Source organism: Klebsiella sp. MISC125 (genome assembly GCF_051131775.1).
In the GTDB taxonomy this organism is placed as follows: Bacteria; Pseudomonadota; Gammaproteobacteria; order Enterobacterales; family Enterobacteriaceae; genus Klebsiella.
Genome location: NZ_CP180448.1, coordinates 4607080 through 4633330, shown reverse-complemented (window position 1 = coordinate 4633330; position 26251 = coordinate 4607080). Strand labels below are relative to the sequence as shown.

Below are 26251 nucleotides of genomic sequence, written 5' to 3'. Positions count from 1 at the left end.
GGAGTTTTATATGTCTTTTGATTTAATCATTAAAAACGGCACCGTTATTCTGGAAAACGAATCTCGGGTGGTGGATATCGCGGTTACCGACGGCAAAATCGCCGCTATCGGTGAAAATCTTGGCGAAGCAAAGCAGGTGATGGATGCTTCGGGCCTGATCGTTTCGCCGGGGATGGTCGATGCGCATACGCATATTTCTGAACCGGGCCGTACCCATTGGGAAGGTTACGAGACCGGCACTCGCGCGGCGGCAAAAGGCGGCATCACCACGATGATTGAAATGCCGTTGAACCAGCTGCCAGCTACCGTCGATCGTGAAACTATCGAGCTGAAATTTGACGCCGCGAAGGGCAAGCTGACCATTGACGCCGCGCAGCTTGGCGGCCTGGTTTCCTACAATCTGGATCGTCTGCACGAGCTGGATGAAGTGGGTGTGGTCGGCTTCAAATGCTTCGTCGCCACCTGCGGCGACCGTGGAATAGACAATGACTTCCGCGATGTTAACGACTGGCAGTTCTTCAAAGGCGTGCAAAAGCTGGCCGAGATGAAGCAAACCGTGCTGGTGCACTGCGAAAACGCGCTGATCTGCGATGAATTGGGCGAAGAGGCGAAAAGGGAAGGCCGCGTGACTGCCCATGATTACGTCGCGTCGCGTCCGGTATTTACTGAAGTAGAAGCTATTCGCCGCATTCTGTACCTGGCGAAAGTCGCCGGTTGCCGCCTGCACGTGTGCCACGTTAGCAGCCCGGAAGGGGTTGCCGAAGTGACGCGCGCCCGTCAGGAAGGCCAGGACGTCACCTGTGAATCCTGCCCACACTACTTTGTACTGGATACCGATCAGTTCGAAGAGATTGGCACCCTGGCGAAGTGCTCTCCGCCGATTCGCGATGCGGAAAACCAGAAAGGCTTGTGGGAGAAGCTGTTTAACGGCGAAATCGACTGCCTGGTCTCCGACCACTCTCCGTGCCCGCCGGAAATGAAGGCTGGCAACATCATGCAGGCCTGGGGCGGTATTGCCGGTCTGCAAAGCTGCATGGACGTGATGTTCGACGAAGCGGTGCAGAAACGCGGCATGCCTCTGCCGCAGTTTGCTCGCCTGATGGCGACTAACGCTGCCGATATTTTCGGCCTTAAGCATAAAGGTCGTATTGCTCCGGGCAAAGATGCCGACCTGGTGTTTATTCAGCCGAACAGCAGCTACGTTCTGCAGGCGGAAGACCTTGAGTATCGCCATAAAGTCAGCCCGTACGTGGGGCGTAAGATTGGCGCGCGTATCACCAAAACCATCCTGCGCGGCGATGTAATTTATGACATCGAGCAGGGCTTCCCGCACGCGCCGAAAGGGAAATTTATCCTCAAGCATCAGCAGTAATGGGCGAATAAACAGCTGGGGATGGTTTTCTCCCTCTCCCTTTGGGAGAGGGCCGGGGTGAGGGCATTTGTGGGCATATTTCCCCTCATCCTAACCCTCTCCCCAAAAAGGGAGAGGGGACCGTTCCTCGCCCCATTCTATATTTAGCACCTGTTTACGGCAGGTGCTTTTTCAGGATTTCATCATGGTGGTATTTCCGCTAACTAAACGAAACACCCTGGCGGGATTTCAATGGTTCTTCTTTATTTTCTGCAACACCGTTGTGGTACCGCCGACATTACAATCCGCTTTTCAGCTTCCGGCCAGCGCGCTGATTACGCTCACCCAATATGGTTTTATCACCACCGGTCTGGCCTGCCTGGCGCAGGCGATATCAGGTCACCGGCGCGCCATTATGGAGGGCCCGACGGGACTCTGGTGGAGCACCATCCTCACCGTTACCGTCGGCGAAGCCGCGCGCGGCACCGCGTTCGACAGCATTGCGACCAGCCTCGCGGTCGGCATATTTCTTTCAGCTGTGTTAACTATCATCATTGGCGTCAGCGGCATCGGCCATCGCCTGGCTAAACTCTTCAGCCCGACGGTAATGGTCTTTTTTATGCTGCTGCTTGGCGCACAGCTCACGACTATCTTTTTCAAAGGCATGCTCGGGCTGCCTTTTAGCTCGACGCAGGCCAACGTGGCGATTCAGCTGGCACCATTCGGCCTCGCGCTGGCGGTGATGACCCTGGTGCTGGGGATGATTATTTTCCTCCCGGACGGCATTGCCCGCTACGCCTTGCTGGTGGGGACGCTGGTGGGATGGGCAGGCTGGTATCTGCTGTTCCGTACTCCGCCCGCCACGGCGGCATCCGGCCCGATTCATTGGCAATGGTTTCCTCTGGGCTACGGCGGCGAATTACGTCCCGGTATCATTCTGACGGCATTGTTGGCGGGGCTGGTGAATATCACCAACACCTACGGGGCCATTCGTGGCACCGACGTTTTTTACCCTGAACAGGGAGCCAGTAATACCCGTTATCGACGCAGCTTTATTATTTCTGGAGTGATGACGCTCATTACGGTGCCGCTTAGCGTGGTGCCGTTTTCGCCGTTTGTCTCATCAATTGGTTTATTAACCCAAACCGGAGAAACCTCGCGCCAGCCGTTTATTATCGGCTGCCTGTGCTGTCTGCTGGTTGGGTTATTTACGCCGCTGACCCATTTTTTTACCACCCTGCCGCTGCCAATTAGCAGCGCGGTGATGCTAGTCTCTTATCTGCCGTTGTTATATTCCAGTTTATCTTTCAGCAAGCAAATTACCTTCACTGCACGAAATATCTACCGGCTGGCTCTGCCGCTATTTGTCGGCATTTTTTTAATGGGTCTTCCGCCGGTCTATCTCCAGACGCTGCCTCTGACTATCCGCCCTCTATTGGGTAACGGCTTATTAATTGGCGTGCTGCTGGCGGTGGTTATGGAAAATCTCATTCCCTGGGATCGTATTAAATGATGACATCAATAAAGGATGAACCATGAAAATTATTATTGCACCGGACTCTTTCAAAGAAAGCGTCAGCGCCAGCCGCTGCGCCCAGGCGATTAAAGCGGGTTTTGTCTCTATTTTTCCGCAGGCGGAGTACGTCTGCCTGCCGATTGCCGACGGCGGCGAGGGAACGGTTGAGGCGATGGTTGAGGCCACCGAGGGCAAAATGGTGATGCTGCCGGTGATGGGGCCGATGGGGGATTTTGTTGGAGCCTTCTATGGCCTGAGCGGTGACGGTCAAACCGCATTTATTGAAATGGCGGCAGCCAGCGGGCTAATGCTGGTCCCGGTTGGGGAGCGTAACCCTATGCGGGCCACCAGTTACGGTACCGGGGAGTTGATTCGCCACGCGCTGGACGCTGGGGTTCGCCATATTATCCTCGGTATTGGCGGCAGCGCCACGGTTGACGGCGGAATGGGGATGGCTCAGGCGCTGGGTGCACGCTTCCTTGATAACATCGGTGAGAGCGTCGGACTCGGCGGTGGCGCATTAGAGCGGCTGGTGCAGATAGATTTGCGCGATCTTGACCCGCGCCTTAGCGAATGCCGGATCGATGTCGCTTGCGATGTTGATAACCCGCTACTTGGCACACGCGGCGCGGCGGCGGTGTTTGGGCCGCAGAAGGGAGCCTGCGCACGAATGGTCGAAGCCCTTGAGCGCGGATTAGAAAACTATGCTCAGGTGCTGCTGGCGGCAACCGGTCAGGATGTAACGACGATTGTCGGCGGCGGCGCGGCTGGGGGGATGGGCGTGGCGGCCTGCGTGTTCCTCAACGCGGCGTTGAAGCCGGGCATCGATATCGTTATTGAAGCCGTTCATCTGGAGGAGGCGCTGCGCGATGCGGATCTGGTGATTACCGGTGAGGGGCGGATTGATTCGCAGACCGTTGGCGGTAAAGCACCGATTGGCGTGGCGCGGATTGCCAAAAAGCACGGTATCCCGGTTATCGGCATTGCGGGCGTGTTGGGCGATGGCGTCGAAGCGGTTCACCAGCACGGCATTGATGCGGTATTCAGTATTTTGCCTGCGCTCGCGCCGCTGGATGAAGTGCTGGATCGCGGTGAACAAAACCTTTACGCCAGCGCGCGCAATATTGCCTGTGCGATCAGGCTTGGCCAGAACATTCCCGCCTGAACAAAAAATGCCACGGTTCTCACCGTGGCAAAATCCAACATAGCTAAACAAAAAAGGTGAACTCTACAGATGCATCTTTGCTATTGCGCCTGCCTTTCGCCGGGTGGCGGCTGACGCCTTACCCGGCCTGGGAAAGCGACGAGATTTACCCGTAGGCCCGCGCAAGCGAAGCGCCGCCGGGCAATATACCCGTCATACTTCAAGTTGCATGTGCGTTGGCTGCGTTCGTTCACCCCAGTCACTTACCTGAGTAAGCTCCTGGGGATTCGCTCACTTGCCGCCTTCCTGCAGCTCGAATTATTTAGGGTATACATCAGATCTCAACGTCGCGATGGCAATCTTTCGAGTAGATATAGCTAAACGCCTCGCGCCCGACGCCATATCCCGCCTGCAGTGAATAAGCGCCCATAAAGATATAATCGCCTTTTTTCACCGGTACCCAGTTGTTGTCGAGGTTATAAACGCCCTGGCCGGAAAGAATATAAGCACCGTGCTCCTGCACGTGGGTTTCGATATAACCGTGGCTGGCACCCGGTTCGAAAGAGAGAATGTGCATATTCATATCGAAGCCCAGCTCTTTCGGCAGGAAATCGATCAGAATAACGTCTTCCATCCCTTCATAATGAATCCGCTCAAGCTGGCTGACGTTACCGGTGACCAGATAAGGCGCATGATTTTCAACCGGAATATAGCGGCGCTTGTAAAGGAATAGCTGGCTGTCGCCTGCATATTTATTAACGAACGTCACTTTCTCGCCCGGTGGGCAATACAAATAGCCGCCCTCGGTCAGCGGGAGGGTTTTGCCTTGCGCCTGGGCGGTGATTTCACCTTGAATCACATACAGGAAGGTTTCAATTCCTTCGCCGCCGAAGCCGCTCTGATTGCCGCCGTTATCATGCAGCGTGACCAGATAATCAACAAAGGTTGCGCCTAATTTCGGCGTCGACAGAATCGTCACATCGCAGTTATCAAATCCCGGAATAATATTTTTGACCAGGCCATCCGGCGTTAGCAGCGCGTAATTACCGTGGCGCACGATGGAACGGCTGGCCAGTAAATCGTCGCGATAACCCACTACATTATTTAAATATCCCATTATTTTTTCCTTATTCAGTCCAGGCCAGTTGATGCAACATTAATGCGAGGGTTTTCACGCCTTCCGCCAGATCGTCGATATGCGTGCTTTCCGCTGGGTTATGGCTAATACCCTTTATGCTCGGCATAAAGATCATGCAGGTTGGGAAGCAGGGGGCAAAAATTTGCGCGTCGTGCCCCGCGCCACTGTGCATCACGCGGAAATTAACCTTCTCTTTTTCGCAAAGCGCGGTGAGCTGGGTGACCAGCGCTTTGTCCATCGGTACCGGGGCTTCATCCATCCACAGATCGATCTCGATGCCAATCTCCATTTCCTGACAGATTCGCCGCATATCAGCTTCGATCACTTCGGTAAATGCCGTTAATTCAAACGCATCGGTATGGCGGCAGTCCATGGTAAAGACCGTTTTACCCGGTACCACGTTGACGGTGTTCGGCTGCGGGTCGACCTTACCGAAGGTCAGAACCAGCGGGTCGCCGTGGGCTTTCGCCTTGGCGATAGATTCACAGCAGATGCGGCTGAAGGCGTGGACGGTATCGCGGCGGTAGCCCATTGGGGTGGTGCCCGCATGGTTGGATTCGCCGTTAAGTGTGATGGTATAACGGCGCTGTCCGACGATGGCGTTGACCACGCCGATGGACTGCTTGTTGGTTTCCAGTACGCGGCCCTGTTCGATATGCAGTTCAACGAAGGCCTTAATATCGCGGCGCGGAGCCAGCGGCGCGGCGGGTAGCGTGAAACCGCATTGCTTCATGGCATCAACAAAAGCCACGCCTTTGGTATCTTTGATATCGCGAACGTCCGCTGGGTTGGCGATGCCGACGATATTTTTGCTGCCCCAGAACACATAAGGGAAGCGGCTGCCTTCTTCTTCCGCTAACGCCAGCACTTCGACGGTACGCAGCGGCGCGCCGTAGGTCTCCTTCAGCCAGCGTACCGCCAGCCACGCCGCCAGCGCGCCGAACTGGCCGTCAAGATTACCGCCGTTGACCACGCTATCAATATGCGAGCCGCTAAGGATAACTTCGTCGGGAAAGCGCGTACCGGGCAGGCGGCCATACAAGTTGCCGACCTCATCAAAGCGCGTCTCCAGCCCGCTTTCGCTCATCTTTTGTTTGAACGCCTGCTGTGCCTGTAGCCATTCCGGCGAGTAGAGCAGGCGGGTTATGCCCCCGGTTGGGTCAGCGCCGAAAGAGGAAAGCCACGGCAACGTCTCTTCAATTGCCTGTCGAAAATAATTAGCCATACGCAACTCCTGTATCTTAATTTATTGAGCAAAAGGGGAATTGGTTTCATAAGAGCGGTTATATAAAGCGTCCGAAACCAGATAGTCATAAATCTCATCAACGATATCGATACCGTCGACGGCGCTGTTTTTCTCGTTGATATCCAGGTTCTGCCCCGGGTAATAAACCTGGTTAAATCCGGGGGCTGGCGTAATGGCGTTTAATTCGCGCATGGTGTCGCTGATATGCTGGCGGAATAACGCGCTGGAGGAGAAAAATTCCGGGTTGATAACGATATGCAGCTGGCCGAGTTCGCGTCCCTGGCTCAGGTTGTCATACATTGAGCTGACCTGACGGCCAAAGGGAAGGTTGAGCAAAATGCCGGAGAGCACATCGATCATCATCATCAGGCCGTAGCCTTTCGGTCCCGCAGCCGGCAGCAGGGCATGAACGGCAAACGGGTCGCTGGTCGGCGCGCCGTTTTTATCCACCGCCCAGCTATCGGGGATGGTTTCATGACGCGAGCGGGCGTCGAGAATTTTCCCCCAGGCCTGCACGGTAGTGGCCATATCGAAGGTGATAATATCGTCGCCCTCGCCGGGTGCGGCAAAGGCTAGCGGATTGGTGCCGTAATAGATTTCCGCACCGCCAAAAGGGACCACCATCGGGTCTGACTGACACAGCGAAAGCCCAATAAACCCGGCGCGGGCCGCCTGCTGTGCGAAGTAAGAGATCGCGCCGCTATGCCCCATGCGCCGAATTCCGACCACGGCCACGCCGTTTTCCCGGGCGATTTCTATCGCCTGTTCCATACCCATTTTGGCGGCAACCTGACCGGCGGCGTTATCGGCATGCAAAATCCCGCTGCAGGGGCCGCTCTTTTCAAAGGTGAAGGTGGGGTTACGATTGGTTCCGCCTTTTGAAATACGCTCCGCATAATATTCAACGCGAACCGCGCCGTGCGAATGAATTCCCCTGGCATCGGCATAAACCAGCACGTCGGCAATAATATCCGCGTGATGATGAGTAAGCCCTGCTGTGTTCAGCTTATTGGCAATAAGCTGATGAAGTGTTTCCCGACTGACTTTCATCTGTCTTCCTTTTAACGACGGTGTAGAGCCTGACTGACGACTAAAATACGGGGAAAATAAACTTAAATTGTGATCTGTACGGGTAAAAATAGTTAGTTAGATTTTATTTGATAATCACCGTCGGTTTATCAGAAGGGACCCGGTTAATCTATTCATTGAAAATTACGCACTAATGTCCAGGGGTTTATTTGAAAGCGTCGTGTAATAATTTCCATGTGATATTGGTCACGCCACCAATAATTTTATATCGCTAGCCTGATTGCAGATTAACCATGCTCATTCAATTGCAATGGGTGCAATTATTGGGGAGTTATTATGATCCATGCCTTTATTAAAAAGGGCTGTTTTCAGGATTCGGTCAGTTTAATGATTATTTCAAGAAAACTGAGTGAGTCAGAAAATGTCGACGATGTTTCGGTCATGATGGGAACACCGGCCAATAAATCGCTGCTGGAAACCACCGGTTTCTGGCACGACGATTTTGCCACGGCGACGCCGAACGATATTTGCGTGGCGATCCGCACCGATTGCGCCGATATGGCGGTAACGGAAATGATTGTCGCCCGTCTGGATGAAGCGTTAACCGCGTTGGCGCAGGGGAGTGGGCAAAGCCAAAGCCTCAGCGTGGTTCGTCGCTGGCAAAGTGCCACGCAAAAGCTGCCGCAGGCCAATATGACCTTGATTTCCGTCGCCGGAGAGTATGCTGCGGAGTTAGCCCACCAGGCGCTCAGCAGTGAGAAAAACGTGATGATTTTCTCCGACAACGTCACGCTGGAGGACGAAATCGCCCTCAAAAAACGTGCTCGTGATAAAGGGTTGCTGGTGATGGGGCCGGACTGCGGCACCGCCATGATCGCCGGAACCCCGCTGGCTTTCGCCAACGTCACGCCGGACGGCAATATCGGCGTGATTGGCGCGTCCGGTACCGGCATTCAGGAACTGGTCTCGCAAATTGTTCTCGGCGGGGAAGGGATCAGCCATGCGATTGGTCTCGGCGGACGAGATCTCAGCGCTGAAGTGGGCGGCATCAGCGCACAGACGGCGCTGGAAATGCTGACCCAGGACGGGCAAAGCCAGGTGCTGGCCTTTGTCTCGAAGCCACCCGCCGAGGCGGTGCGCCAGAAGATGATTAGCGCCATGAAGCGCAGCGCCAAGCCGGTGGTGGCGCTGTTTCTCGGCTATGCGCCGAAAGCTACCCGCGATGAGAACGTCTGGTTTGCCCGCACGCTGGATGAGGCCGGACGCCTGGCCTGCCTGCTGGCGCGGGTGGTACGTCATCAGGAAACCCTGACCGCCGTGGCGGGAAAACAGATTCGCGGTTTGTACACCGGCGGCACGTTGGCCGCGGAATCCGCCGGGCTGCTCGCTGAACGGCTGGGTATCACGCCTGACGAACATCATCCGCAGGGCATGATGCTCAATGCGCAGGGCCACCAGATCGTCGACCTCGGCGATGATTTTTACACCGTTGGCCGCCCGCATCCGATGATCGACCCTTCGCTGCGTAATCAGTTGATTGCCGAACTGGGCGAGCAAACGCAGGTGGGCGTACTGCTGCTGGACGTGGTGATTGGCTACGGCGCGACCGCCGATCCCGCCGAATCGCTGGTGGAAGCCTGCCTGCGGGCGTGGGCCGTCAGAGACGAGCGCCATCCGCTGCATATCATCGCCACGGTGACCGGCACCGAAACCGACCCGCAGTGTCGTTCCCGCCAGATAGCCGCTCTTGAAGATGCGGGGATTGTGGTGGTCGATAGCCTTCCCGAAGCCACCCTGCTCGCCAGCGCGCTGATTAGCCCGCAACGGATGGCCGAACTGGCCCCGCGCGCCACCCTGCTGGACGGCGTGGCGGTGATCAACGCTGGCCTGCGCAGCTTCGCGCTCGATTTACAGTCCGCCGGAACGCCGGTTGTCCACTATCAGTGGGCACCGATCGCCGGGGGGAATAAGAAACTGGCTCGTTTATTAGAACGTTTGCAATAAGAGGTCTCTATGTTTACATCTGTGGCGCAGGCCAATGACGCAGTAATAGAACGAATTCGTAATGCACGTCCGCACTGGCTGGATGTGAAGCCAGCGGGTTCTTTAATCGGGGCGCTGAATCAGAACAAAACGTTGCTCCACGCCGGGCCGCCGATGCGCTGGCAGGAGATGACCGGCCCGATGAAAGGGGCGTGTATCGGCGCATGCTTATTCGAAGGTTGGGCGCAGGATGAAAAAACGGCCCATGCGATGCTGGAAAGCGGCGAGATTACCTTTATTCCCTGCCACCACGTTAACGCCGTGGGGCCGATGGGCGGCATTACTTCGCCAAATATGCCGATGCTGGTGGTGGAGAACATCGCCGAGGGCAACCGCGCGTATTGCAACCTGAATGAAGGGATTGGCAAGGTGATGCGTTTCGGCGCTTACGGCGAAGACGTCCAGCAGCGCCTGCGCTGGATGCGCGATGTGCTGATGCCGGTTCTGAGCGCGGCGCTGAAACAGATGGAGCGCGGGATCGACCTGACCGCGATGATGGCGCAGGGCATCACCATGGGCGATGAGTTCCACCAGCGCAACATCGCCACCTCCGCGCTGCTGATGCGCACGCTGGCGCCGCACCTGACGCGCCTCAACCACGATAAACAGCAGATTGCGGAAGTGATGGACTTCCTCGCCATTACCGATCAGTTCTTCCTTAACCTGGCGATGGCCTACTGCAAAGCGGCGATGGATAGCGGGGCGCAAATTCGTGCGGGCAGTATCGTCACCGCGATGACCCGCAACGGCGATATGTTCGGTATCCGCGTCAGCGGGCTGGGTGACCGTTGGTTTACCGCGCCGGTCAATACGCCGCAGGGGCTATTTTTCACCGGTTTTTCTCAGGAGCAGGCCAACCCGGATATGGGCGATAGCGCGATTACCGAAACCTTCGGTATCGGTGGTGCGGCAATGATCGCGGCCCCAGGCGTGACGCGTTTTGTCGGCGCGGGCGGCATGGAAGCGGCGAAATCCGTTTCCGAGGAGATGGCGGAAATCTTCCTGGAGCGCAATATGCAGCTGCAAATTCCAGGCTGGGATTTCCAGGGCGCTTGCCTGGGGCTCGATATTCGTCGGGTGGTAGAAACCGGCATTACTCCGCTGATCAACACCGGCATCGCCCACAAAGAGGCGGGGATCGGCCAGATTGGCGCCGGGACCGTCAGAGCGCCGTTGGCCTGTTTCGAATTGGCGCTGGAAGCGCTGGCGGACGAGCTGGGCGTGAGCTGAGGAGGCGCGATGGAGACTATTCGTCCGTTGATAGGCAGCGTCGATGCGCCGGATCATCGCCAGCCCTGGCGAACCGGCGGCCTCTGGCAACGCACTCTCAATCTCTATGTTGAAGGCGGCGCGCTGCTGACGCTTCATCATCAGGGGCAGGGGGTGAGCCCTGGCGGATGGGTATTACGCCATCGCGATTTTATCCGCTTACACGCGGCGCTGCGGGCGGGGGCGCTGCCGCTCGCGCGGGATAACGGCATTCAGGTCGATAGCCTTTTGCTGTCGCCGCCGCGCCGGCGCTGCTCTCTGCGTCCTCGCTCTCAGCCCGATGGTGCTCACTTGCCGAAAGCGCTGGTAGATCGCCCGGAAGAGACCGGGCTGTTCGGGCCGCTGTCGCAGGCGACCCGTCTACCGCAGCACCCTGAGCTGCGTCAGCTGCGCCACTGTTTTGCCTCCGCCCTGACCGGGAGCGCCGTCGACTGGCGATTGTGGTTGGGAAAGGGGCCGGGCCTGACGCCGAGCCTGGACGACATGCTAATTGGCATGATGCTGGCGTCGTGGTGCGCGGGGCAGATGTCGCGCCATGGCGGACGCACGTTTTTTCGTGCTTCCGGCGATCTGTATGCGACGACGACCCAGGTGAGCGTCAACTATTTACGCTACGCCAGCGAGGGTCGTTTTGCCTCGCCGCTGATGCATTTCGCGCATGCTCTTCAACGCCGACGCCGCATTGAACCCGCCGTCGAGGCTCTGCTGGCGATGGGCCACACCTCCGGCGCGGATACCCTGCTGGGATTCTGGTTGGCGCAACACATTATCTAAGGACTTTTTATGAAAACGCTGGTGGTTGCCCTTGGCGGCAACGCTTTATTACAGCGCGGGGAAGCGCTGACCGTTGAAAATCAGTATCGCAATATTGAGAGCGCGGTTCCGGCGCTGGCGCGCCTGGCGCAGAATTACCGGCTGGCCATTGTCCACGGCAACGGGCCGCAGGTGGGCCTGCTGGCGCTGCAAAATCTGGCCTATCGTGATGTTGAACCTTATCCGCTGGACGTGCTGGTGGCGGAGAGCCAGGGGATGATTGGCTATATGCTGGCGCAGCGTCTGGCGCAGGAATCACTGATGCCGCCGGTGTCGACGGTGATGACGCGCATTGCGGTAGCCTCGAACGATCCGGCTTTTTCGTCCCCGGAAAAATTTATTGGCCCGGTTTATGACCCGGAGTTGCAGAAACAGCTTGAAGCCGAGTACGGCTGGACGATGAAGCGCGACGGTAAGTATCTGCGCCGGGTGGTTCCTTCGCCGACGCCGGTGAGGATTGAGGAGAGCGAGTCGATTGAGCGCCTGCTGGGCGAAGGTCACGCGGTGATTTGCTGCGGCGGTGGGGGAATTCCGGTGCTGGAGAGCGGGCAGGGTGCGGAGGCGGTGATTGATAAAGACCTCGCCGCCGCGCTGCTGGCAGAGCAGATTAATGCTGATGGCCTGGTGATCTTAACCGACGCCGACGCGGTGTATGAGCACTGGGGCACGCCGATGCAGCGACCGATCCGCGAAGCAACGCCGGAAGAGCTGGCCCCGTTTGCCCGCGACGATGGCGCGATGGGGCCGAAAATCGCGGCGGTGAGCGGCTACGTCCGCCGCCGGGGCAAGCGGGCGTGGATAGGTGCGCTGTCGCGCATCGATGACACCCTGGCCGGGCTGGCGGGAACCTGCATCAAGCCCTGATGCGTGGCTATTGTGCGCGCTTTCCCCGGGGGCGGCGCTAACGCGCCTTGCCCGGGCTACGGGTTGCGGGCTGGTAGCCCGGACAGATGCGTAGCATCGCCTCCGGGAAAATACCCGAAGAATCCGTGCGCATAGAGGGTTTTATAGCCCGGCTAAGGCGCAGCGCGCCGCAAGCCGGGATGACGGGCAAGATTATGCGAGCTGCGCCTGTGCCCAAACGATACCGCTGATATACTCCGGCGGCAGCAACGGCTTTAACGCTTCCAGCGTCGCGCTCAGGCGGTCGGTATCGCTGTCGGTCAGGTTCAGGTGCCCGACCTTACGGCCTGGACGCACTTCTTTGTCGTACCAGTGCAGATGCACCAGCGGCAGCTTCAGCCAGGCATAATTCAGATCGGTACCGATCAGGTTGATCATCACCGACGGGCTATTCACCACCGGCGGCGGTAGCGGCAGGCTGGTAATCGCCCGCAAATGCAGTTCAAACTGACTAATCGACGCTCCGTTCTGCGTCCAGTGGCCGCTGTTATGCACGCGCGGCGCCAGCTCGTTAATCAGCAACCCTTCCGGAGTGATAAAGCACTCCATCGCCATCACGCCGACATAGCCTAGCTCATGCATAACCGCCGACAGCATCGACTCTGCTTGCTCCTGCTGCTTCGCGTTCGCCTGCGGGAAGGCGACGCTGGTGCGCAAAATACCGTCCTGATGCAGGTTTCGGGTCAACGGGTAGAAGACCGTGCTGCCGTCGTGGGCGCGAGCGCCAACCAGCGACACTTCGCCGGAGAAGTTAATCCCCTGCTCGACGATACACTCGCCGTAGTTATCATCCGGCAACTGAGCGGTTTCGTTCTCCCGCAAACGCCACTGGCCACGACCATCGTAGCCACCCACCCGGCGCTTAACGATAGCCAGCTCGCCAAGGCGAGCAAATACCGCTGGCCACTCGCTTTTATCCGCCAGAAGCTGCCACGGCGCGGTGGCGAGCCCCAGCTTATCGAACAGCTGCTTTTGCGTCAGACGATCGGCGATAATCGGGAAGGCGTCTCGGTTGACGAAGGCGGAATGACGCGCCAGCTCGCGGGTCAGAGCGGTTTCCGGCCAGCGTTCGATTTCAGCGGTAATCACGCTTTGCTGAAACGGCACCGCTTCCGGGTCGGCATCAAGACCGACCGGCCAGACCGCGATACCCAGCGGCTCACCGGCCTGACGCAGCATTCGGCCTAGTTGACCGTTACCGAGAACGCAAACCTGCTTCATGCCGCACCCCGCGGGTCCGGATTCTCCAGCACTTCATCGGTCTGCGCCTGACGCCAGGCGCTGAGGCGTTGGTGCAGTTCTGCATCATGCTGGGCGAGGATCTGTGCGGCCAGCAGGGCAGCGTTGGCGGCTCCGGCTTTACCGATCGCCAGCGTGCCAACCGGAATGCCGCGCGGCATCTGAACAATGGAGTAGAGGCTGTCAACGCCGCTTAATGCCGCGCTCTGAACCGGCACGCCTAAAACCGGCACCAGGGTTTTCGCCGCAATCATGCCCGGCAAATGCGCCGCGCCGCCCGCACCGGCAATAATCACCTGAAAACCGTTCTCTTCTGCGCTTTCGGCGAAGCTAAACAGTTTATCGGGAGTGCGATGTGCGGAGACCACGTCGACATGGTACGGAACGTTCAGGGCATCAAGGATTTCTGCGGTAAATTGCATGGTAGCCCAGTCGCTTTTGGACCCCATCACGATGGCGATACGCGCCGAATTATTGCGGGAAGACATGCGTCTTAAAACTCCTGTGGGTGTGTTTCACACTGCTTTAGAGGCCACAGAGAATAGCATGAACTCCCGGCGAGGAAAACGGTTGCGTGCGCGTGGTTAGCCGTCTTTTGTCTCGGTTGTCGACGATGAAGTACGTTGTTTATTGGCCTTTATCTCATTCATGATACAAGTGATAAGCAGCACTAACCCCCAGGGGAGCATTATGGTACCCATTATCAGTAAATAGATTCGTACCAGCCGCCCATCGTGGGGCCGGGTACAGAGCAAATAAATAGCATAGAAATAGATCGCCCACACCAGCATTGCACACCAGACAAATGCCAGTGTGTTGCCGATAGCGACGCCGATTAAGGCAATATAGCTTACACCTAACGGATTGAGGATCGCGATGATCATTCCCCAAATCAGGGGCTGACTCCATTTTTGCATTTTCATTCCTTGAAAGTGGTTTGGCTGAAAATTAACCTGGCGGTTAAATGTTAATACAACAATTCTGTTGCCTGGGGAGTGTTTTTCGGAATAGTGCTTGCTGGGGTTAGAAGGGGAAATGAATCAGCTCAACGTCTTCTGGCGTCACTTTGACCATTGAACCTTCGCTATGCCACGCGCCAAGAACCACGCGATAAGCGGCTTTGTCGTTGGCGTCTAACTGATGGACGGCAGGACGGTGTGTATGCCCGTGAATCAGCCACTGGACGTGATGTTTCTCCATCGCGTCAACCACCGCTTGCGGGTTCACATCCATAATTTCCATCGATTTACTGCTGTTGGCGGCTTTGCTGTCGGCGCGCATTTTAGCGGCAATGCGGCGGCGGATAAACAGCGGTAAGGCCAGAAACAGGCGCTGGATCCAGGGATTGTGGACTTTCGCGCGAAACGCCAGATAGCCCGCGTCGTCGGTGCAAAGGGTATCGCCGTGCATAATCAGCACGTTGCGCCCGTAGAGGTTGAGAACCTTCTCTTCCGGCAGCAGAGTCATGGCGCTTTCGCGGGCAAAACGCTGACCGACGAGAAAATCGCGGTTGCCGTGGATAAAGTAGCAGGGGACGCCGGAGTCGACTAATGCTTTGATTGCGGCGGAGATTTGCTGATGCAGCGGGTTTGGATCGTCATCACCAATCCAGGCTTCAAACAGATCGCCAAGAATATACAGAGCGTCCGCCTTGCGGGCTTCACCCTGTAAAAAGCGCAGAAAACCGGCGGTAATCGCCGGTTCTTCCGTTTGCAGATGCAAATCCGCAATAAAAAGTGTCGCCACGAATTACTCGCTGACGGTGACGCTTTTGATCACAACATCTTCTTTCGGCACATCCTGGTGCATGCCGCTGCGGCCAGTGGAGACCGATTTGATTTTGTCGACCACGTCCAGACCCTCAACGACTTCTGCGAATACGCAGTAGCCCCAACCCTGCAGGCTTTCGCCGGAGAAGTTCAGGAAGTCGTTATCGGCGACGTTGATAAAGAACTGTGCGGTAGCGGAGTGAGGCGCCTGAGTACGAGCCATCGCCAGGGTACCGCGGGTGTTTTTCAGACCGTTGTTCGCTTCGTTCTGAATCGGGGATTTGGTGGTTTTCTGATTCATACCCGGCTCAAAACCGCCGCCCTGAATCATAAAGCCGTTGATAACACGGTGGAAAATGGTGTTGTCGTAGAAACCTTCACGGCAGTAGTCCAGGAAGTTTTTAACTGTTTCCGGCGCTTTGTCGTCAAATGTTTTGATTACGATATCGCCATGATTGGTGTGGAAAGTTACCATTTGTGCATCCTGTTCCGATGATTGTGGTGCCTGCACCCGGAGTCGGGCGAGATATAGGGGGCTGTTATAGCATAACCGCGGGGTTGGATCACCTTGCAATGTGTGCTGCTTCGGGGTTGAATTAAGGTTAGAATACGCGACTTATAACCACACACGTCTACACGGAATCTTCGATGTTAAAAATTTTTAATACACTGACGCGCCAAAAAGAAGAATTTAAACCTATCCATGCCGGGGAAGTTGGCATGTACGTGTGTGGTATTACCGTTTACGACCTCTGTCACATCGGCCATGGCCGTACTTTTGTCTCCTTTGACGTGGTTGCCCGCTATCTGCGTTTTCTCGGCTATCAGCTGAAATACGTGCGCAACATTACCGATATCGACGACAAAATCATTAAGCGTGCTAATGAAAACGGCGAAAGCTTTGTCGCGCTGGTGGATCGCATGATTGCCGAGATGCACAAAGACTTCGATGCGCTGAATATTCTGCGCCCGGATCTCGAGCCGCGTGCAACGCACCATATCCCGGAAATCATTGAGATTACCGAGCAGCTGATCGCTAAAGGTCATGCTTATGTCGCAGACAACGGCGACGTGATGTTCGACGTCCCGACCGACCCGAACTACGGTCAGCTGTCGCGCCAGGATCTCGACCAGCTGCAGGCTGGCGCGCGCGTTGATGTGGTTGACGTCAAGCATAACCCGATGGACTTTGTGCTGTGGAAGATGTCGAAAGAGGGCGAGCCGAGCTGGCCGTCGCCGTGGGGCGCGGGCCGTCCGGGCTGGCACATCGAGTGTTCAGCGATGAACTGCAAGCAGCTGGGCAACCATTTTGATATTCACGGTGGCGGTTCGGATCTGATGTTCCCGCACCATGAAAACGAAATCGCCCAGTCCACCTGTGCCCACGACGGCGAGTACGTTAATTACTGGATGCACTCCGGGATGGTGATGGTTGACCGCGAGAAGATGTCAAAATCGCTGGGCAACTTCTTTACCGTGCGCGACGTGCTCAAGTACTACGATGCGGAGACCATTCGCTACTTCCTGATGTCTGGCCACTATCGTAGCCAACTGAACTATAGCGAAGAGAACCTCAAGCAGGCGCGTTCTGCGCTGGAGCGCCTGTACACCGCGCTACGCGGAACTGACAAAACTGCGCAGCCTGATGGTGGCGAGGCGTTCGAAGCGCGCTTTATCGAAGCGATGGACGACGATTTCAACACCCCGGAAGCCTACTCTGCACTGTTCGATATGGCGCGTGAAGTAAACCGTCTGAAGGCCGAAGATGCCGCTGCAGCCAACGCCATGGCAGCGCATATGCGTAAGCTCGCCTCGGTGCTGGGCCTGCTGGAGCAGGAACCGGATGCCTTCCTGCAAAGCGGTGCGCAGTCTGACGATGGAGAAGTGGCGGAAATCGAATCGCTTATCCAGCAGCGCCTGGATGCGCGTAAAGCGAAAGACTGGGCGGCGGCGGATGCCGCGCGTGACCGTCTCAACGAGATGGGCATCGTGCTGGAAGATGGCCCGCAGGGCACCACCTGGCGGCGTAAGTAATCTCTTATTTGAAATTAAGGCCGCTTTACTGCGGCCTTATCATTTATATAAACCCCGGTAAGCACAAATTCTCTGAATTCACTTCTTTACAGTTTTTTTCCGGCTTCTGTATGCCCACAAACACAGCGTCAGAACGGCTCCCGGCAGCCAGACCCACTGTAGTTCTGAAATAATAACCTGATGGCCGGATGGCGTGGCGTATTGCGCTAAGGCAAAAGGAGCGACTTTGATGACCTGCCAGGGTGCAAAGAAACGCTCATCCAGCCACGGCCACAGCCAGCCTACGCCTTTCCCACCTGTGGTAATTGAATCCAGCAGGCTATGCGACAGCAACGAAACCGTCAAAAACAGCCAGCTACGCACCAGACCGACGCGAAACCATCGCCCCGCAAATAATACGCACAGCAGCGGCACGATAAACGCAAACAGCAGTGAATGAGTGAAGCCGCGATGGCCGAAGACGTTGCCGTAGGCGATGCCGAATTTGAATGACAGCACATCGGCATCCGGCAACATGGCAAGTACGACGCCAGCCAGCAACAGACGTGGCGGGATAATCCGTAGCCCCAGCCCGGCGCCGAGGCATAAAGGCACGGCGGCGTGGGTGATGATGGTTGGCATATTCCGTTATCCTGAGCAAATAATTGCCATTATTGCCTTTGTACCCGGTAAAGGCATTCCCTCCGGATTCTGATTTTGGGCAAATGAATGGATCGGCGCGCTGATTTTTTGCATTGCGACCATTCCTGTTCGTTCGCTAACGCGCTAGCGTGAAGCTAAATATCATAAGGGAGAAGACGTATGCAGAAGGTGGCGTTGGTTACCGGGGGCAGTAAAGGCATTGGCTATGCGGCGGCGCAGGCCCTGTATCAGATGGGCTACGCGGTCATCGTGGTGGCACGTAACGAGCAGCAGCTTACTGAATGCGCAGAGGGGCTGGACGCTGAACGATTTATTCCGATTGCCGCAGACGTCACTGACCCGCAGCAGGTTGAGGCGCTTTTTCAGCGCGTCCACGAGCAGTTTGGTCGTCTGGATCTGCTGTTTAACAATGCAGGCAATAACACCCCGGCAAAATCGATTGAAGAGATCTCGTTTGATGAGTGGCAGAGGGTGTTTAATCTCAACGTGCACGCCAGCTTCCTCTGTGCCAAAGAAGCTATCAAGATAATGAAACAGCAGCAGCCGATGGGCGGGCGGATTATTAACAACGCTTCTATTTCTGCAACCACCCCGCGCTTGTATAGCGCACCGTATACCGCCTCGAAGCACGCGATTACTGGGCTGACAAAATCCATCGCGCTCGACTGTCGACAATATAATATCGCCTGCGGGCAGATTAACGTTGGCAATGCCGAGACGCAGCTTTCGGCGCGGATGCGCAAAGGCGTTTATCAGGCTAACGGCACGATTGCGCCAGAGGCGATGATGGATGTGGCCGATGTTGCGGCGGCGATTCAGATGATTGCGGCGCTGCCGCCAACGACTAACGTACTGGAGCTGACGATCATGGCCAACGAGATGCCGTTCGTTGGGCGGGGATAAAATTAAGGCGCCGGTTGTGGCGCCTTTGCTTTTTACTCGGTAACGGTAATGCTTTGACCTTCAAAGCTCACCGTTTGACCAGCGACGATTTTGCAACGCTTGCGGGTTTCGACCGCGCCGTCGACTTTGACCAGACCGTCGGCAATGGCGATTTTCGCCTGTGCGCCGCTTTCGCTCCAGCCTTCCAGCTTCAGCAGATCGCAGAGTTCAACGTGCGGGTGTTTGCCCAGAGAGAAGTTCGCCATCTTAGGCCTCCTTAATATCGTGATACTCTTCGCACGCCTGTAGCGTGTTCTGAATGAGGGTGGCTACGGTCATCGGGCCGACGCCGCCAGGAACCGGCGTGATGTAAGACGCGCGCGCGGCGGCATCTTCATAGACCACGTCGCCAACCACTTTGCCGCTTTCCAGGCGGTTAATGCCAACATCAACCACAATCGCGCCTTCTTTAATCCATTCGCCCGGAATAAAGCCCGGTTTACCGACCGCGACGATCAGCAGGTCGGCATTTTCGACGTGATGGCGCAGGTTTTTGGTAAAGCGATGGGTCACGGTCGTGGTGCAACCTGCTAACAGCAGCTCCATGCTCATCGGGCGCCCGACAATGTTGGATGCGCCGATCACGACTGCGTTCAGGCCGTAGGTATCGATGTTGTAACGTTCAAGCAGGGTCACGATGCCGCGCGGGGTACATGGACGCAGGCGCGGTGCGCGCTGGCACAGGCGACCGACGTTGTACGGATGGAAACCGTCGACGTCTTTATCCGGCGAAATGCGTTCCAGGACTTTGACATTATCAATGCCGGCAGGGAGCGGTAGCTGGACCAGAATACCGTCGATGGCGTTATCGGCATTCAGCGTGTCGATAAGCTCCAGCAGCTCCGCTTCGCTGGTGGTTTCCGGGAGATCGTACGAGCGGGAGACGAAGCCTACCTCTTCACACGCTTTGCGCTTGCTGCCGACATAAATCTGTGAGGCCGGGTTGCTGCCGACCAGCACGACGGCTAACCCTGGCGCGCGTTTTCCTGCCTCAACGCGAGCCTTTACTTTTTCCGCAACCTCAGAGCGTACCTGCTGCGCAATCGTTTTACCGTCAATAATTTTTGCTGCCATCAGAGAGAGGATTCCATCTGTATCTTTACGAAAGGGGGATGGCGATATTTTGTCAGAAGCCGGCCCCGCTGTCAGTCTTCGTTTGAGATTTTATCTTTCTTTTGGCCGCCGTCAGGCAAGAAATACGGATAGATTTGCTTAATTTTCAGGCAACGAGGGTAATGGTTGCCGCCAACTCCATTTCTTTTACCGGAGGTGAGATAAAATCGCCCTGAACTTCAGGAGCATCTCTGGTAAAGCTCATCGGTGAGTGAACCCCGCGCAGTAATAAAGCAGAAGCCGCATGATTCTGGCTGTTCGCTTACGGTTAATACCCGGTCTTCACGAGAAAGAAAGTTCGTAAACCGTAGTTAACGATCACGCTTGAACGCTTTACTGGTGAGTGGGCTTAGGTATCGTAACACGTTGCCAGACGATGTTGTGGTAGGCGGAGGACTGATGGTTGTAGCAGGTTTCACTATTTGTATTTCACCTAATCTGCGCCACATTAACTAAAGGATGGACGCTATAAAAAATATAGCCAGAGGTTGGTCTGGAGAGTATAGGGTTACACTAGAATAATAATCTCGGGTAGAGCGACCTTGAATGCCTGCATTAAGCGCTTTAACTAACGAGCATAGCCTCTCGTTGAGAGATACAAAACAGTACATTACGAACTTGAATTCTTAAGGGGAGATAATTTGTAAAATTTCATAATATCCTCAATGTTCATCTTCCCAATGATATGCTCATCTGAGTTTTTAAAGAAAATCATTACATTGCTACCATGGCTTTTTACAATTGAGATACTCTCCTTATTAATCAAGTAACTGCAACCGTCTACGCTTTCTATATAGAGCACGATGAATATCCTTATGCTTTGCACTCATTTTTTTACAGGATTAAGCATTTTTTCACTATCGCAAAAGGAATCCTAAGAATGAAAACCTATTACTTTGGAATTCGCACGTTTCCTTTAATTTCTTGCCAATCAATGGGTTTCTTATTTTTTATTGACATAAGAATCCAGGACTATGAATGAATTAGTGAGGAAGCTTAATATCCCTTACGTTTAAATATTTAGTGTTTACAGAGACATTTGTCATTTCAATCCGACTTCATATAAGGGCTGAGTAATCGTTCAGAAAACGTGAGTTTCATTTTTTTGCAACGAGACCCATTAGAGATATTAAACCATGAAAAAATTCTATCACTATAGTAATAAAATTTTTGTCTGAATTTATAAGTTAAAATGGGGCGGGTTATCGCATGGTTTCGAGAAATATCTTAAAAAGTGATAAAGCCATCGGGGCGGTTGCTGTGAGATTTCGGATAAGAACATTTGAGTATCTCATATAAATATATTTTGACGCTGCGTCAATCGGTTGTGCTAATGCCAGGGCACCCTTAAACTCGCTAAATACATCGGTGTGGCCACTGATATCAATGAACTCAGTCTGTACAAATCCCCGTTCTACGCCTGGAGAAGCAAGCAGCATCAGCAAATGACGACCACCGAGTGTGAAAGCGAATTTGCTGCTGAAAATGCCGGCCTCAAACGTCAGTCCTGCTATCAGTTTTCGTTTGAGATTTTATCTTTCTTTGGCGTAACAGTTGATAGAACACGTTCTTAGTCGTGCCGTAACGAGAGTAAAAGAAGAGTATTGGATCATAATGGAAGTTACGTGCAGAAACATGCACCTGGATAAACTTTGTACTGCTTTAGCTGTATAACCAGACAGGTTATGCAGACAAGCGCAGTTTTACGGCAAAATACATTGACTCATCAGGCGTGCACCGTATAATTCCCGGCGATTGCACATCATGAAGTTCTCACTTCTCAGTGCGCCCTTAGCTCAGTTGGATAGAGCAACGGCCTTCTAAGCCGTAGGTCACAGGTTCGAGCCCTGTAGGGCGTACCATTTTGCAGTAAACAGACGTCAACAGACGTCTTTTTTTATGCCTGAAATTCAGTTATTTGTCTGATTCTGGCGCATTGAAAGTCTCCCTTACTCTACCAGGGTCAACCAGCATCAAGTTCCTTAATTCCAAAATGACTTTCATCGTAGCCGAGCGTTTGATGACCGCGCTCAATATAAGGCGTTAGTCTAATCAATTAATTTGGTTCTCTGTCTCAATAATAATTCATCAAGTAAATTTGTTTGTACGCTTCATAAGCAGAAAGTATCGTCAACAATCTGTTTCAAATAGATATTTAACTCCATTGAGAAAGATCAACACCGTCTTGCTTTCCGCCGCGTAGTTTAAGTATTCACCTTCCCTCAGAGAAATGACCATGGACGTTAAGCGACTGGGTATCGCCGTGCTGGCGTCGGTATGTATTTTTATGTCGGATACTGCCGTCGCTAAATCAACGCAATTAACCGATGATCAGGTTAAGCAGCAAATTATTGATGACTCAATTGCCTCTTATCCCGGGGTTTGCGCCTGCCCGTTTAATCGAGCCAGAAACGGCAGTTCCTGCGGCAGGCGCAGTGCCTGGAGCAAAGCAGGAGGCTATGCGCCCGTATGCTACAAAAAAGAGGTGACCAAAGAAATGATTAACGACTGGCGTCAATCTCAACAAATATAAGCCGCCTTTACTACTATCAAAGCTTTCCGTCAGTTCAGTGTTGCGATCCGATGTCAGAGGCCGGAAATACTCGGGCGCAGAGGAAATCGACCAGGGCCCGAACTTTAGGCGAAGGATGTCTGCTGGCGGGCCAGAGTACATAGAAGACACCGGTGCGTTCCACATGTTCTGTCAGAACAGCGCGCAAACTTTGATTTGCCAGCTGTTCCCTGATTGAGAATTCCGGCAAATAGGCGATTCCCAGCCCTTGAAGCGCGAAACATACCCGCGTCTCAATATTGTTGCAAATCATTGAGGTGGGAAGCTGCAGCTCGGGGTCTCCCGGCGCTTGCCGCAGAGCCCACGATTCCAGTTTACCGCTGTTGGGAAAACGGTAGTGCAGGCAGGAGTGTTCCAGCAGATCGGAAGGCACTTTGGGTATACCTCGCCGCGCCAGGTAATCGGGGGAGGCGACCAGCATTGAGCGGAAGGTACCCAATCTCCGCGCTGACAGGCGCGAGTCTGTCGGGTTTCCTGTTCTGACCACCACGTCGAATCCCTCTTCAATCACCTCGACCAGCCGGTCTGTGAAGTCCAGATCCAGTTCAATAGCGGGATATTCGCGCATGAACTCACCGAGCACCGGTAATACCAGCGAACTGACCAGGGGCAGGCTGACCCGCAATCGGCCGCGCGGTGCACCCGTTGCCTGCGACAGCTCCAGCTCCGCGGCCTCGATCTCGGCAAGAATACGACGGCTGCGCTCAAGAAATAGCGTACCTTCGGCGGTCAGCGTGATGCTGCGCGTGCTGCGATGAAACAGGCGTACGCCGAGCTTCTCTTCAAGCCTTGCCACGCTCTTACCGATAGCTGATGCCGACACGCCGAGCAATCGGCTAGCCGCAACGAAGCTGCGCGTCTCGGCGACCCGCACAAACACCACGAAGCCGTTAAGATTGTCCACCAGATACCTCCATTGCGGACAAATAGTTCCGCTAAGAAAGGAACTGTACCCTACTTTTTCTTTAATAACAGCGTTTCTATCATGCGGGAATGTTCACCAATGAAAGGAATTCCCAATGTCGATTCCCGCATTTTCGCTGCGCGCAGGTACTCCGCTGGCGCGTCTGACTGACCATATTAAGAGCGTTGTCCAACAGGCACTGGATGAGCATCGTCTGGTCGGTGCGGTGGTACTGGTGTCTCGCGACGGGGCACTGATTCACCGCCAGGCCGCGGGCTGGGCCGATCGCGGACATCACCGCGCGATGACCCTGGATGCAATCTTCCGTTTAGCTTCGGTGAGTAAGCCAATTGTCTCAACGGCAGCGCTGGTGCTGGTGGCGCAAGGCAAGCTCAATCTAAACGACGCTGTTGAACGTTGGCTACCTGAGTTCAGGCCGCAGCTGGCCGATGGCCGACCGGCGCGGATCGCCGTGTGGCAACTGTTAAGCCACACGGCTGGGCTGGGTTATCGATTCTTTGAGGCCGATGCGAACGGCCCTTACGCACGGGCTGGCGTATCGGACGGCATGGACAGATCCGGTATCACGCTGGCTGAGAATTTACGCCGCATTGCCAGCGTACCTCTGTTGTACGAACCGGGCACGGGGTGGGGGTACTCGCTGGCAACCGATGTGCTGGGAGCTTTAATCGAGCGAGTATATGGCGAACCACTCGACGTGGCCGTGCGCCAGCTTGTGACCGAACCATTGGGAATGGCGGATACTGGCTTCGTGGCCCTGGATAAGCAGCGCGTAGCGACCGCTTGGGTAAATGATGAGCCTCAGCCGCACCTGTTGGAGGAGGGTGAAATCGTTTCCCCCTTTGAGGGGGCCGTCGGCATTAGCTACAGCCCTGAACGCATCTTCGATCCGCAGGCATTTCCGTCGGGTGGCGCCGGCATGGCGGGAACCGCCGAAGACTTTCTGCGTCTGCTGGAAGCCTTGCGTCAGGATAGTGGTGCTATTCTGCCCAGCGACTTGATTGCGGAAATGGGACGCGATTGGGCGATTAATCATGAACTGCCCAATGCGCCGGGCTTCGGATTTGGGCTGGGATTTTCGGTTCTGCGCGATCGGATGGTGGCTGCTTCCCCCGAGACAGAAGGGACCTGGCGCTGGGGAGGCGCTTACGGCCACTCCTGGTTCGTGGATCGGGCGCAGGGGCTTAGCGTCGTTGCTTTCACTAACACCTTATACGAAGGCATGTCGGGTCGTTTTGTCACTGACCTACGCGATGCGGTTTACGGTGCCCTGGAGGCTAAATGATGACATCGACAACTCGGGAGCGCATGCCGATCGGATCGCTGTTGGCGCTTGCCACGGCGGCTTTTATTACCATACTGACCGAGACACTTCCGGCAGGTTTGCTGCCCCAAATGGCGCAAGGCCTGGGCATTTCCGAGGCATGGGCTGGCCAGACTGTCACCATTTATGCCATCGGTTCCCTGGTGGCGGCTATTCCGCTGACTGCTGCCACACAAGGGATTCGCCGTCAGCCATTGCTGTTGGCGGCCATTGTCGGTTTCGCCATCGCTAACACGGTGACGACGTTCTCCGCCAACTATGCACTAACGATGCTGGCGCGCTTCCTGGCGGGTGTTTCGGCGGGATTATTGTGGGCGCTGCTGGCTGGCTATGCGGCGCGAATGGTGCCTGAACACCAGAAGGGCCGGGCCATCGCCATTGCGATGGCAGGTACGCCACTGGCGCTTTCTCTGGGGGTACCTGCCGGTACTTTTATCGGTAATCTGGTGGGATGGCGCATCTGTTTTGGCATCATAAGCCTGATCGCGCTGCTATTGATGGTCTGGGTGAGACGGAAAGTACCGGACTTCGCAGGGCAATCCGCGAATAAACGTCTGTCGCTGCGGCATGTGTACACCCTGCCGGGGATTCGCTCTGTATTGCTCGTGGTGCTGGCATTTGTTCTCGCACATAACATCCTCTATACCTATATTGCCCCATTTCTGGCGATGGCTGGAATGGTGGACCGCGCGGATTTGATATTGCTGATTTTTGGAATAACTTCGGTAGTTGGCATCGGGGTCATCGGGGCGCTGATTGATCGGTATCTGCGTACGCTAACTCTGGTAAGCACGGTTTTATTCGGACTTACGGCTTTGATATTGGGTATAGCCGGCACCCATGCTACTGCGGTTTATGTTGCTGTGGGCGTCTGGGGATTGGCTTTCGGTGGCTCAGCAACCTTATTTCAGACCGCGCTGGCCAGGAGCGCTGGCGAGGCTGCGGATGTTGCGCAGTCGATGTTGGTGACGGTCTGGAATGTTGCTATTGCCAGCGGAGGTATTGTTGGCGGCGTGCTGCTGGGCCACATCGGCGTGGGCGCATTCTCTCCCGCACTGCTAGTGTTGCTGATCGTCACATTCCTGGCGGTCTGGTTTGCTAAAGAAAGCGGTTTTCCGGCTTCATCAGAATGAAATCTGATGTAACCGCGCTATCCTCACTATTCCAGGGCCTAATGCTCACGTAGGTAAAAGCGTGAGCATTACAGGCAGATAAAATCTGTTAGTACAAATAAGAGGT

The 26251-nt window shown here is 55.2% G+C and carries 24 protein-coding genes, 1 tRNA gene and 1 pseudogene; 14 read left to right on the top strand and 12 right to left on the bottom strand.

Features of this window, described 5'->3' with window-relative positions:
• Window positions 1-10 precede the first annotated feature (10 nt).
• The 3 genes from allB to glxK all read left to right on the top strand — a co-directional run bounded on the left by allB (window position 11) and on the right by glxK (window position 4032).
• Complete coding sequence (allB, locus tag ACMYSL_RS21760; protein WP_434659927.1) at window positions 11-1372, top strand: allantoinase AllB; 1362 nt, start codon at window positions 11-13, stop codon at window positions 1370-1372.
• A gap of 184 nt (window positions 1373-1556) precedes the next feature.
• Window positions 1557-2864 carry a uracil/xanthine transporter gene (locus ACMYSL_RS21755; protein ID WP_434659926.1) on the top strand — a complete coding sequence of 436 codons (1308 nt, stop codon included), beginning with the start codon at window positions 1557-1559 and terminating at the stop codon, window positions 2862-2864.
• Between the two features lie 22 nt (window positions 2865-2886).
• Window positions 2887-4032, top strand: coding sequence for a glycerate 3-kinase (gene glxK, locus ACMYSL_RS21750; protein ID WP_434659925.1), 1146 nt, complete (start codon window positions 2887-2889; stop codon window positions 4030-4032).
• A 313-nt stretch (window positions 4033-4345) separates the two neighbouring features.
• On the opposite strand, the gene allE is transcribed toward glxK, so the two are convergent.
• Genes allE through allD form a run of 3 tightly spaced genes read right to left on the bottom strand, consistent with a single transcriptional unit; the run spans window position 4346 to window position 7445 of the window.
• Window positions 4346-5128: a (S)-ureidoglycine aminohydrolase gene (allE, locus tag ACMYSL_RS21745; RefSeq protein ID WP_434659924.1), complete on the bottom strand. Its 783-nt coding sequence runs from the start codon at window positions 5126-5128 to the stop codon at window positions 4346-4348.
• A 10-nt stretch (window positions 5129-5138) separates the two neighbouring features.
• Window positions 5139-6374, bottom strand: coding sequence for an allantoate deiminase (gene allC, locus ACMYSL_RS21740; RefSeq protein ID WP_434659923.1), 1236 nt, complete (start codon window positions 6372-6374; stop codon window positions 5139-5141).
• Between the two features lie 21 nt (window positions 6375-6395).
• Window positions 6396-7445, bottom strand: coding sequence for an ureidoglycolate dehydrogenase (allD, locus tag ACMYSL_RS21735; protein ID WP_182236900.1), 1050 nt, complete (start codon window positions 7443-7445; stop codon window positions 6396-6398).
• Between the two features lie 315 nt (window positions 7446-7760).
• Between allD and ACMYSL_RS21730 the strand changes: the two genes are divergently transcribed.
• The 4 genes from ACMYSL_RS21730 to ACMYSL_RS21715 are packed head-to-tail and all read left to right on the top strand — an operon-like array spanning window position 7761 to window position 12413.
• Window positions 7761-9428 carry an acyl-CoA synthetase FdrA gene (locus ACMYSL_RS21730; RefSeq protein ID WP_434659922.1) on the top strand — a complete coding sequence of 556 codons (1668 nt, stop codon included), beginning with the start codon at window positions 7761-7763 and terminating at the stop codon, window positions 9426-9428.
• A 9-nt stretch (window positions 9429-9437) separates the two neighbouring features.
• Window positions 9438-10697, top strand: a complete 1260-nt coding sequence (locus ACMYSL_RS21725) for a DUF1116 domain-containing protein (RefSeq protein ID WP_434659921.1) — start codon at window positions 9438-9440, stop codon at window positions 10695-10697.
• A 9-nt stretch (window positions 10698-10706) separates the two neighbouring features.
• Complete coding sequence (locus ACMYSL_RS21720) at window positions 10707-11510, top strand: DUF2877 domain-containing protein (protein ID WP_434659920.1); 804 nt, start codon at window positions 10707-10709, stop codon at window positions 11508-11510.
• A gap of 9 nt (window positions 11511-11519) precedes the next feature.
• Window positions 11520-12413 carry a carbamate kinase gene (locus ACMYSL_RS21715; RefSeq protein ID WP_139541415.1) on the top strand — a complete coding sequence of 298 codons (894 nt, stop codon included), beginning with the start codon at window positions 11520-11522 and terminating at the stop codon, window positions 12411-12413.
• Between the two features lie 192 nt (window positions 12414-12605).
• Here ACMYSL_RS21715 and purK read toward each other — a convergent pair whose 3' ends face one another.
• The 5 genes from purK to ppiB all read right to left on the bottom strand — a co-directional run bounded on the left by purK (window position 12606) and on the right by ppiB (window position 15935).
• On the bottom strand, window positions 12606-13673 hold the full coding sequence (gene purK / locus ACMYSL_RS21710; RefSeq protein WP_434659919.1) for a 5-(carboxyamino)imidazole ribonucleotide synthase: 1068 nt from the start codon (window positions 13671-13673) through the stop codon (window positions 12606-12608).
• The gene (purE, locus tag ACMYSL_RS21705) at window positions 13670-14179 is read right to left on the bottom strand and encodes a 5-(carboxyamino)imidazole ribonucleotide mutase (protein WP_181483232.1); all 510 of its coding nucleotides are present in this window, start codon (window positions 14177-14179) and stop codon (window positions 13670-13672) included. The genes purK and purE overlap by 4 nt, the downstream gene beginning before the upstream one ends.
• Before the next feature lie 96 nt (window positions 14180-14275).
• On the bottom strand, window positions 14276-14614 hold the full coding sequence (locus ACMYSL_RS21700; RefSeq protein WP_434659918.1) for a hypothetical protein: 339 nt from the start codon (window positions 14612-14614) through the stop codon (window positions 14276-14278).
• A 100-nt stretch (window positions 14615-14714) separates the two neighbouring features.
• A complete protein-coding gene (gene lpxH, locus ACMYSL_RS21695) occupies window positions 14715-15437 on the bottom strand; it encodes a UDP-2,3-diacylglucosamine diphosphatase (RefSeq protein WP_304256722.1) in 723 nt (240 codons plus the stop codon).
• A 3-nt stretch (window positions 15438-15440) separates the two neighbouring features.
• Window positions 15441-15935, bottom strand: a complete 495-nt coding sequence (gene ppiB, locus ACMYSL_RS21690) for a peptidylprolyl isomerase B (RefSeq protein ID WP_110273134.1) — start codon at window positions 15933-15935, stop codon at window positions 15441-15443.
• Between the two features lie 173 nt (window positions 15936-16108).
• Between ppiB and cysS the strand changes: the two genes are divergently transcribed.
• Entirely contained in the window at window positions 16109-17494 is a 1386-nt protein-coding gene (cysS, locus tag ACMYSL_RS21685; RefSeq protein ID WP_434659917.1) for a cysteine--tRNA ligase, read from the top strand.
• A 78-nt stretch (window positions 17495-17572) separates the two neighbouring features.
• Here cysS and ACMYSL_RS21680 read toward each other — a convergent pair whose 3' ends face one another.
• Window positions 17573-18115 (bottom strand): metal-dependent hydrolase, encoded by a 543-nt coding sequence (locus tag ACMYSL_RS21680; protein ID WP_434659916.1) that lies wholly within the window; start codon window positions 18113-18115, stop codon window positions 17573-17575.
• Between the two features lie 180 nt (window positions 18116-18295).
• Between ACMYSL_RS21680 and ACMYSL_RS21675 the strand changes: the two genes are divergently transcribed.
• Entirely contained in the window at window positions 18296-19039 is a 744-nt protein-coding gene (locus ACMYSL_RS21675) for an SDR family oxidoreductase (protein ID WP_182236917.1), read from the top strand.
• Between the two features lie 32 nt (window positions 19040-19071).
• On the opposite strand, the gene ybcJ is transcribed toward ACMYSL_RS21675, so the two are convergent.
• Window positions 19072-19284, bottom strand: coding sequence for a ribosome-associated protein YbcJ (ybcJ, locus tag ACMYSL_RS21670; RefSeq protein ID WP_110273138.1), 213 nt, complete (start codon window positions 19282-19284; stop codon window positions 19072-19074).
• A gap of 1 nt (window position 19285) precedes the next feature.
• On the bottom strand, window positions 19286-20152 hold the full coding sequence (folD, locus tag ACMYSL_RS21665) for a bifunctional methylenetetrahydrofolate dehydrogenase/methenyltetrahydrofolate cyclohydrolase FolD (RefSeq protein ID WP_182236919.1): 867 nt from the start codon (window positions 20150-20152) through the stop codon (window positions 19286-19288).
• Window positions 20153-21537: 1385 nt separating this feature from the next.
• Here folD and ACMYSL_RS21660 point away from each other — a divergent pair.
• The 3 genes and pseudogenes from ACMYSL_RS21660 to ACMYSL_RS21650 form a co-directional block, all read left to right on the top strand.
• Window positions 21538-21696, top strand: a pseudogene (locus tag ACMYSL_RS21660) (IS3 family transposase); the annotation flags it as partial.
• Between the two features lie 280 nt (window positions 21697-21976).
• Window positions 21977-22053, top strand: a tRNA-Arg gene (locus ACMYSL_RS21655).
• A 374-nt stretch (window positions 22054-22427) separates the two neighbouring features.
• Complete coding sequence (locus tag ACMYSL_RS21650) at window positions 22428-22724, top strand: hypothetical protein (RefSeq protein ID WP_434659915.1); 297 nt, start codon at window positions 22428-22430, stop codon at window positions 22722-22724.
• A gap of 34 nt (window positions 22725-22758) precedes the next feature.
• Here the strand turns inward: ACMYSL_RS21650 and ACMYSL_RS21645 are convergent, their stop codons facing one another.
• Window positions 22759-23667: a LysR family transcriptional regulator gene (locus ACMYSL_RS21645; RefSeq protein ID WP_434659914.1), complete on the bottom strand. Its 909-nt coding sequence runs from the start codon at window positions 23665-23667 to the stop codon at window positions 22759-22761.
• A gap of 115 nt (window positions 23668-23782) precedes the next feature.
• On the opposite strand from ACMYSL_RS21645, the gene ACMYSL_RS21640 reads away from it, so the two are divergent.
• A complete protein-coding gene (locus tag ACMYSL_RS21640; RefSeq protein WP_434659913.1) occupies window positions 23783-24973 on the top strand; it encodes a serine hydrolase domain-containing protein in 1191 nt (396 codons plus the stop codon).
• A complete protein-coding gene (locus tag ACMYSL_RS21635; RefSeq protein ID WP_434664201.1) occupies window positions 24973-26145 on the top strand; it encodes an MFS transporter in 1173 nt (390 codons plus the stop codon). Before ACMYSL_RS21640 ends, ACMYSL_RS21635 begins: the two co-directional genes overlap by 1 nt.
• The last annotated feature ends 106 nt before the right edge of the window (window positions 26146-26251 follow it).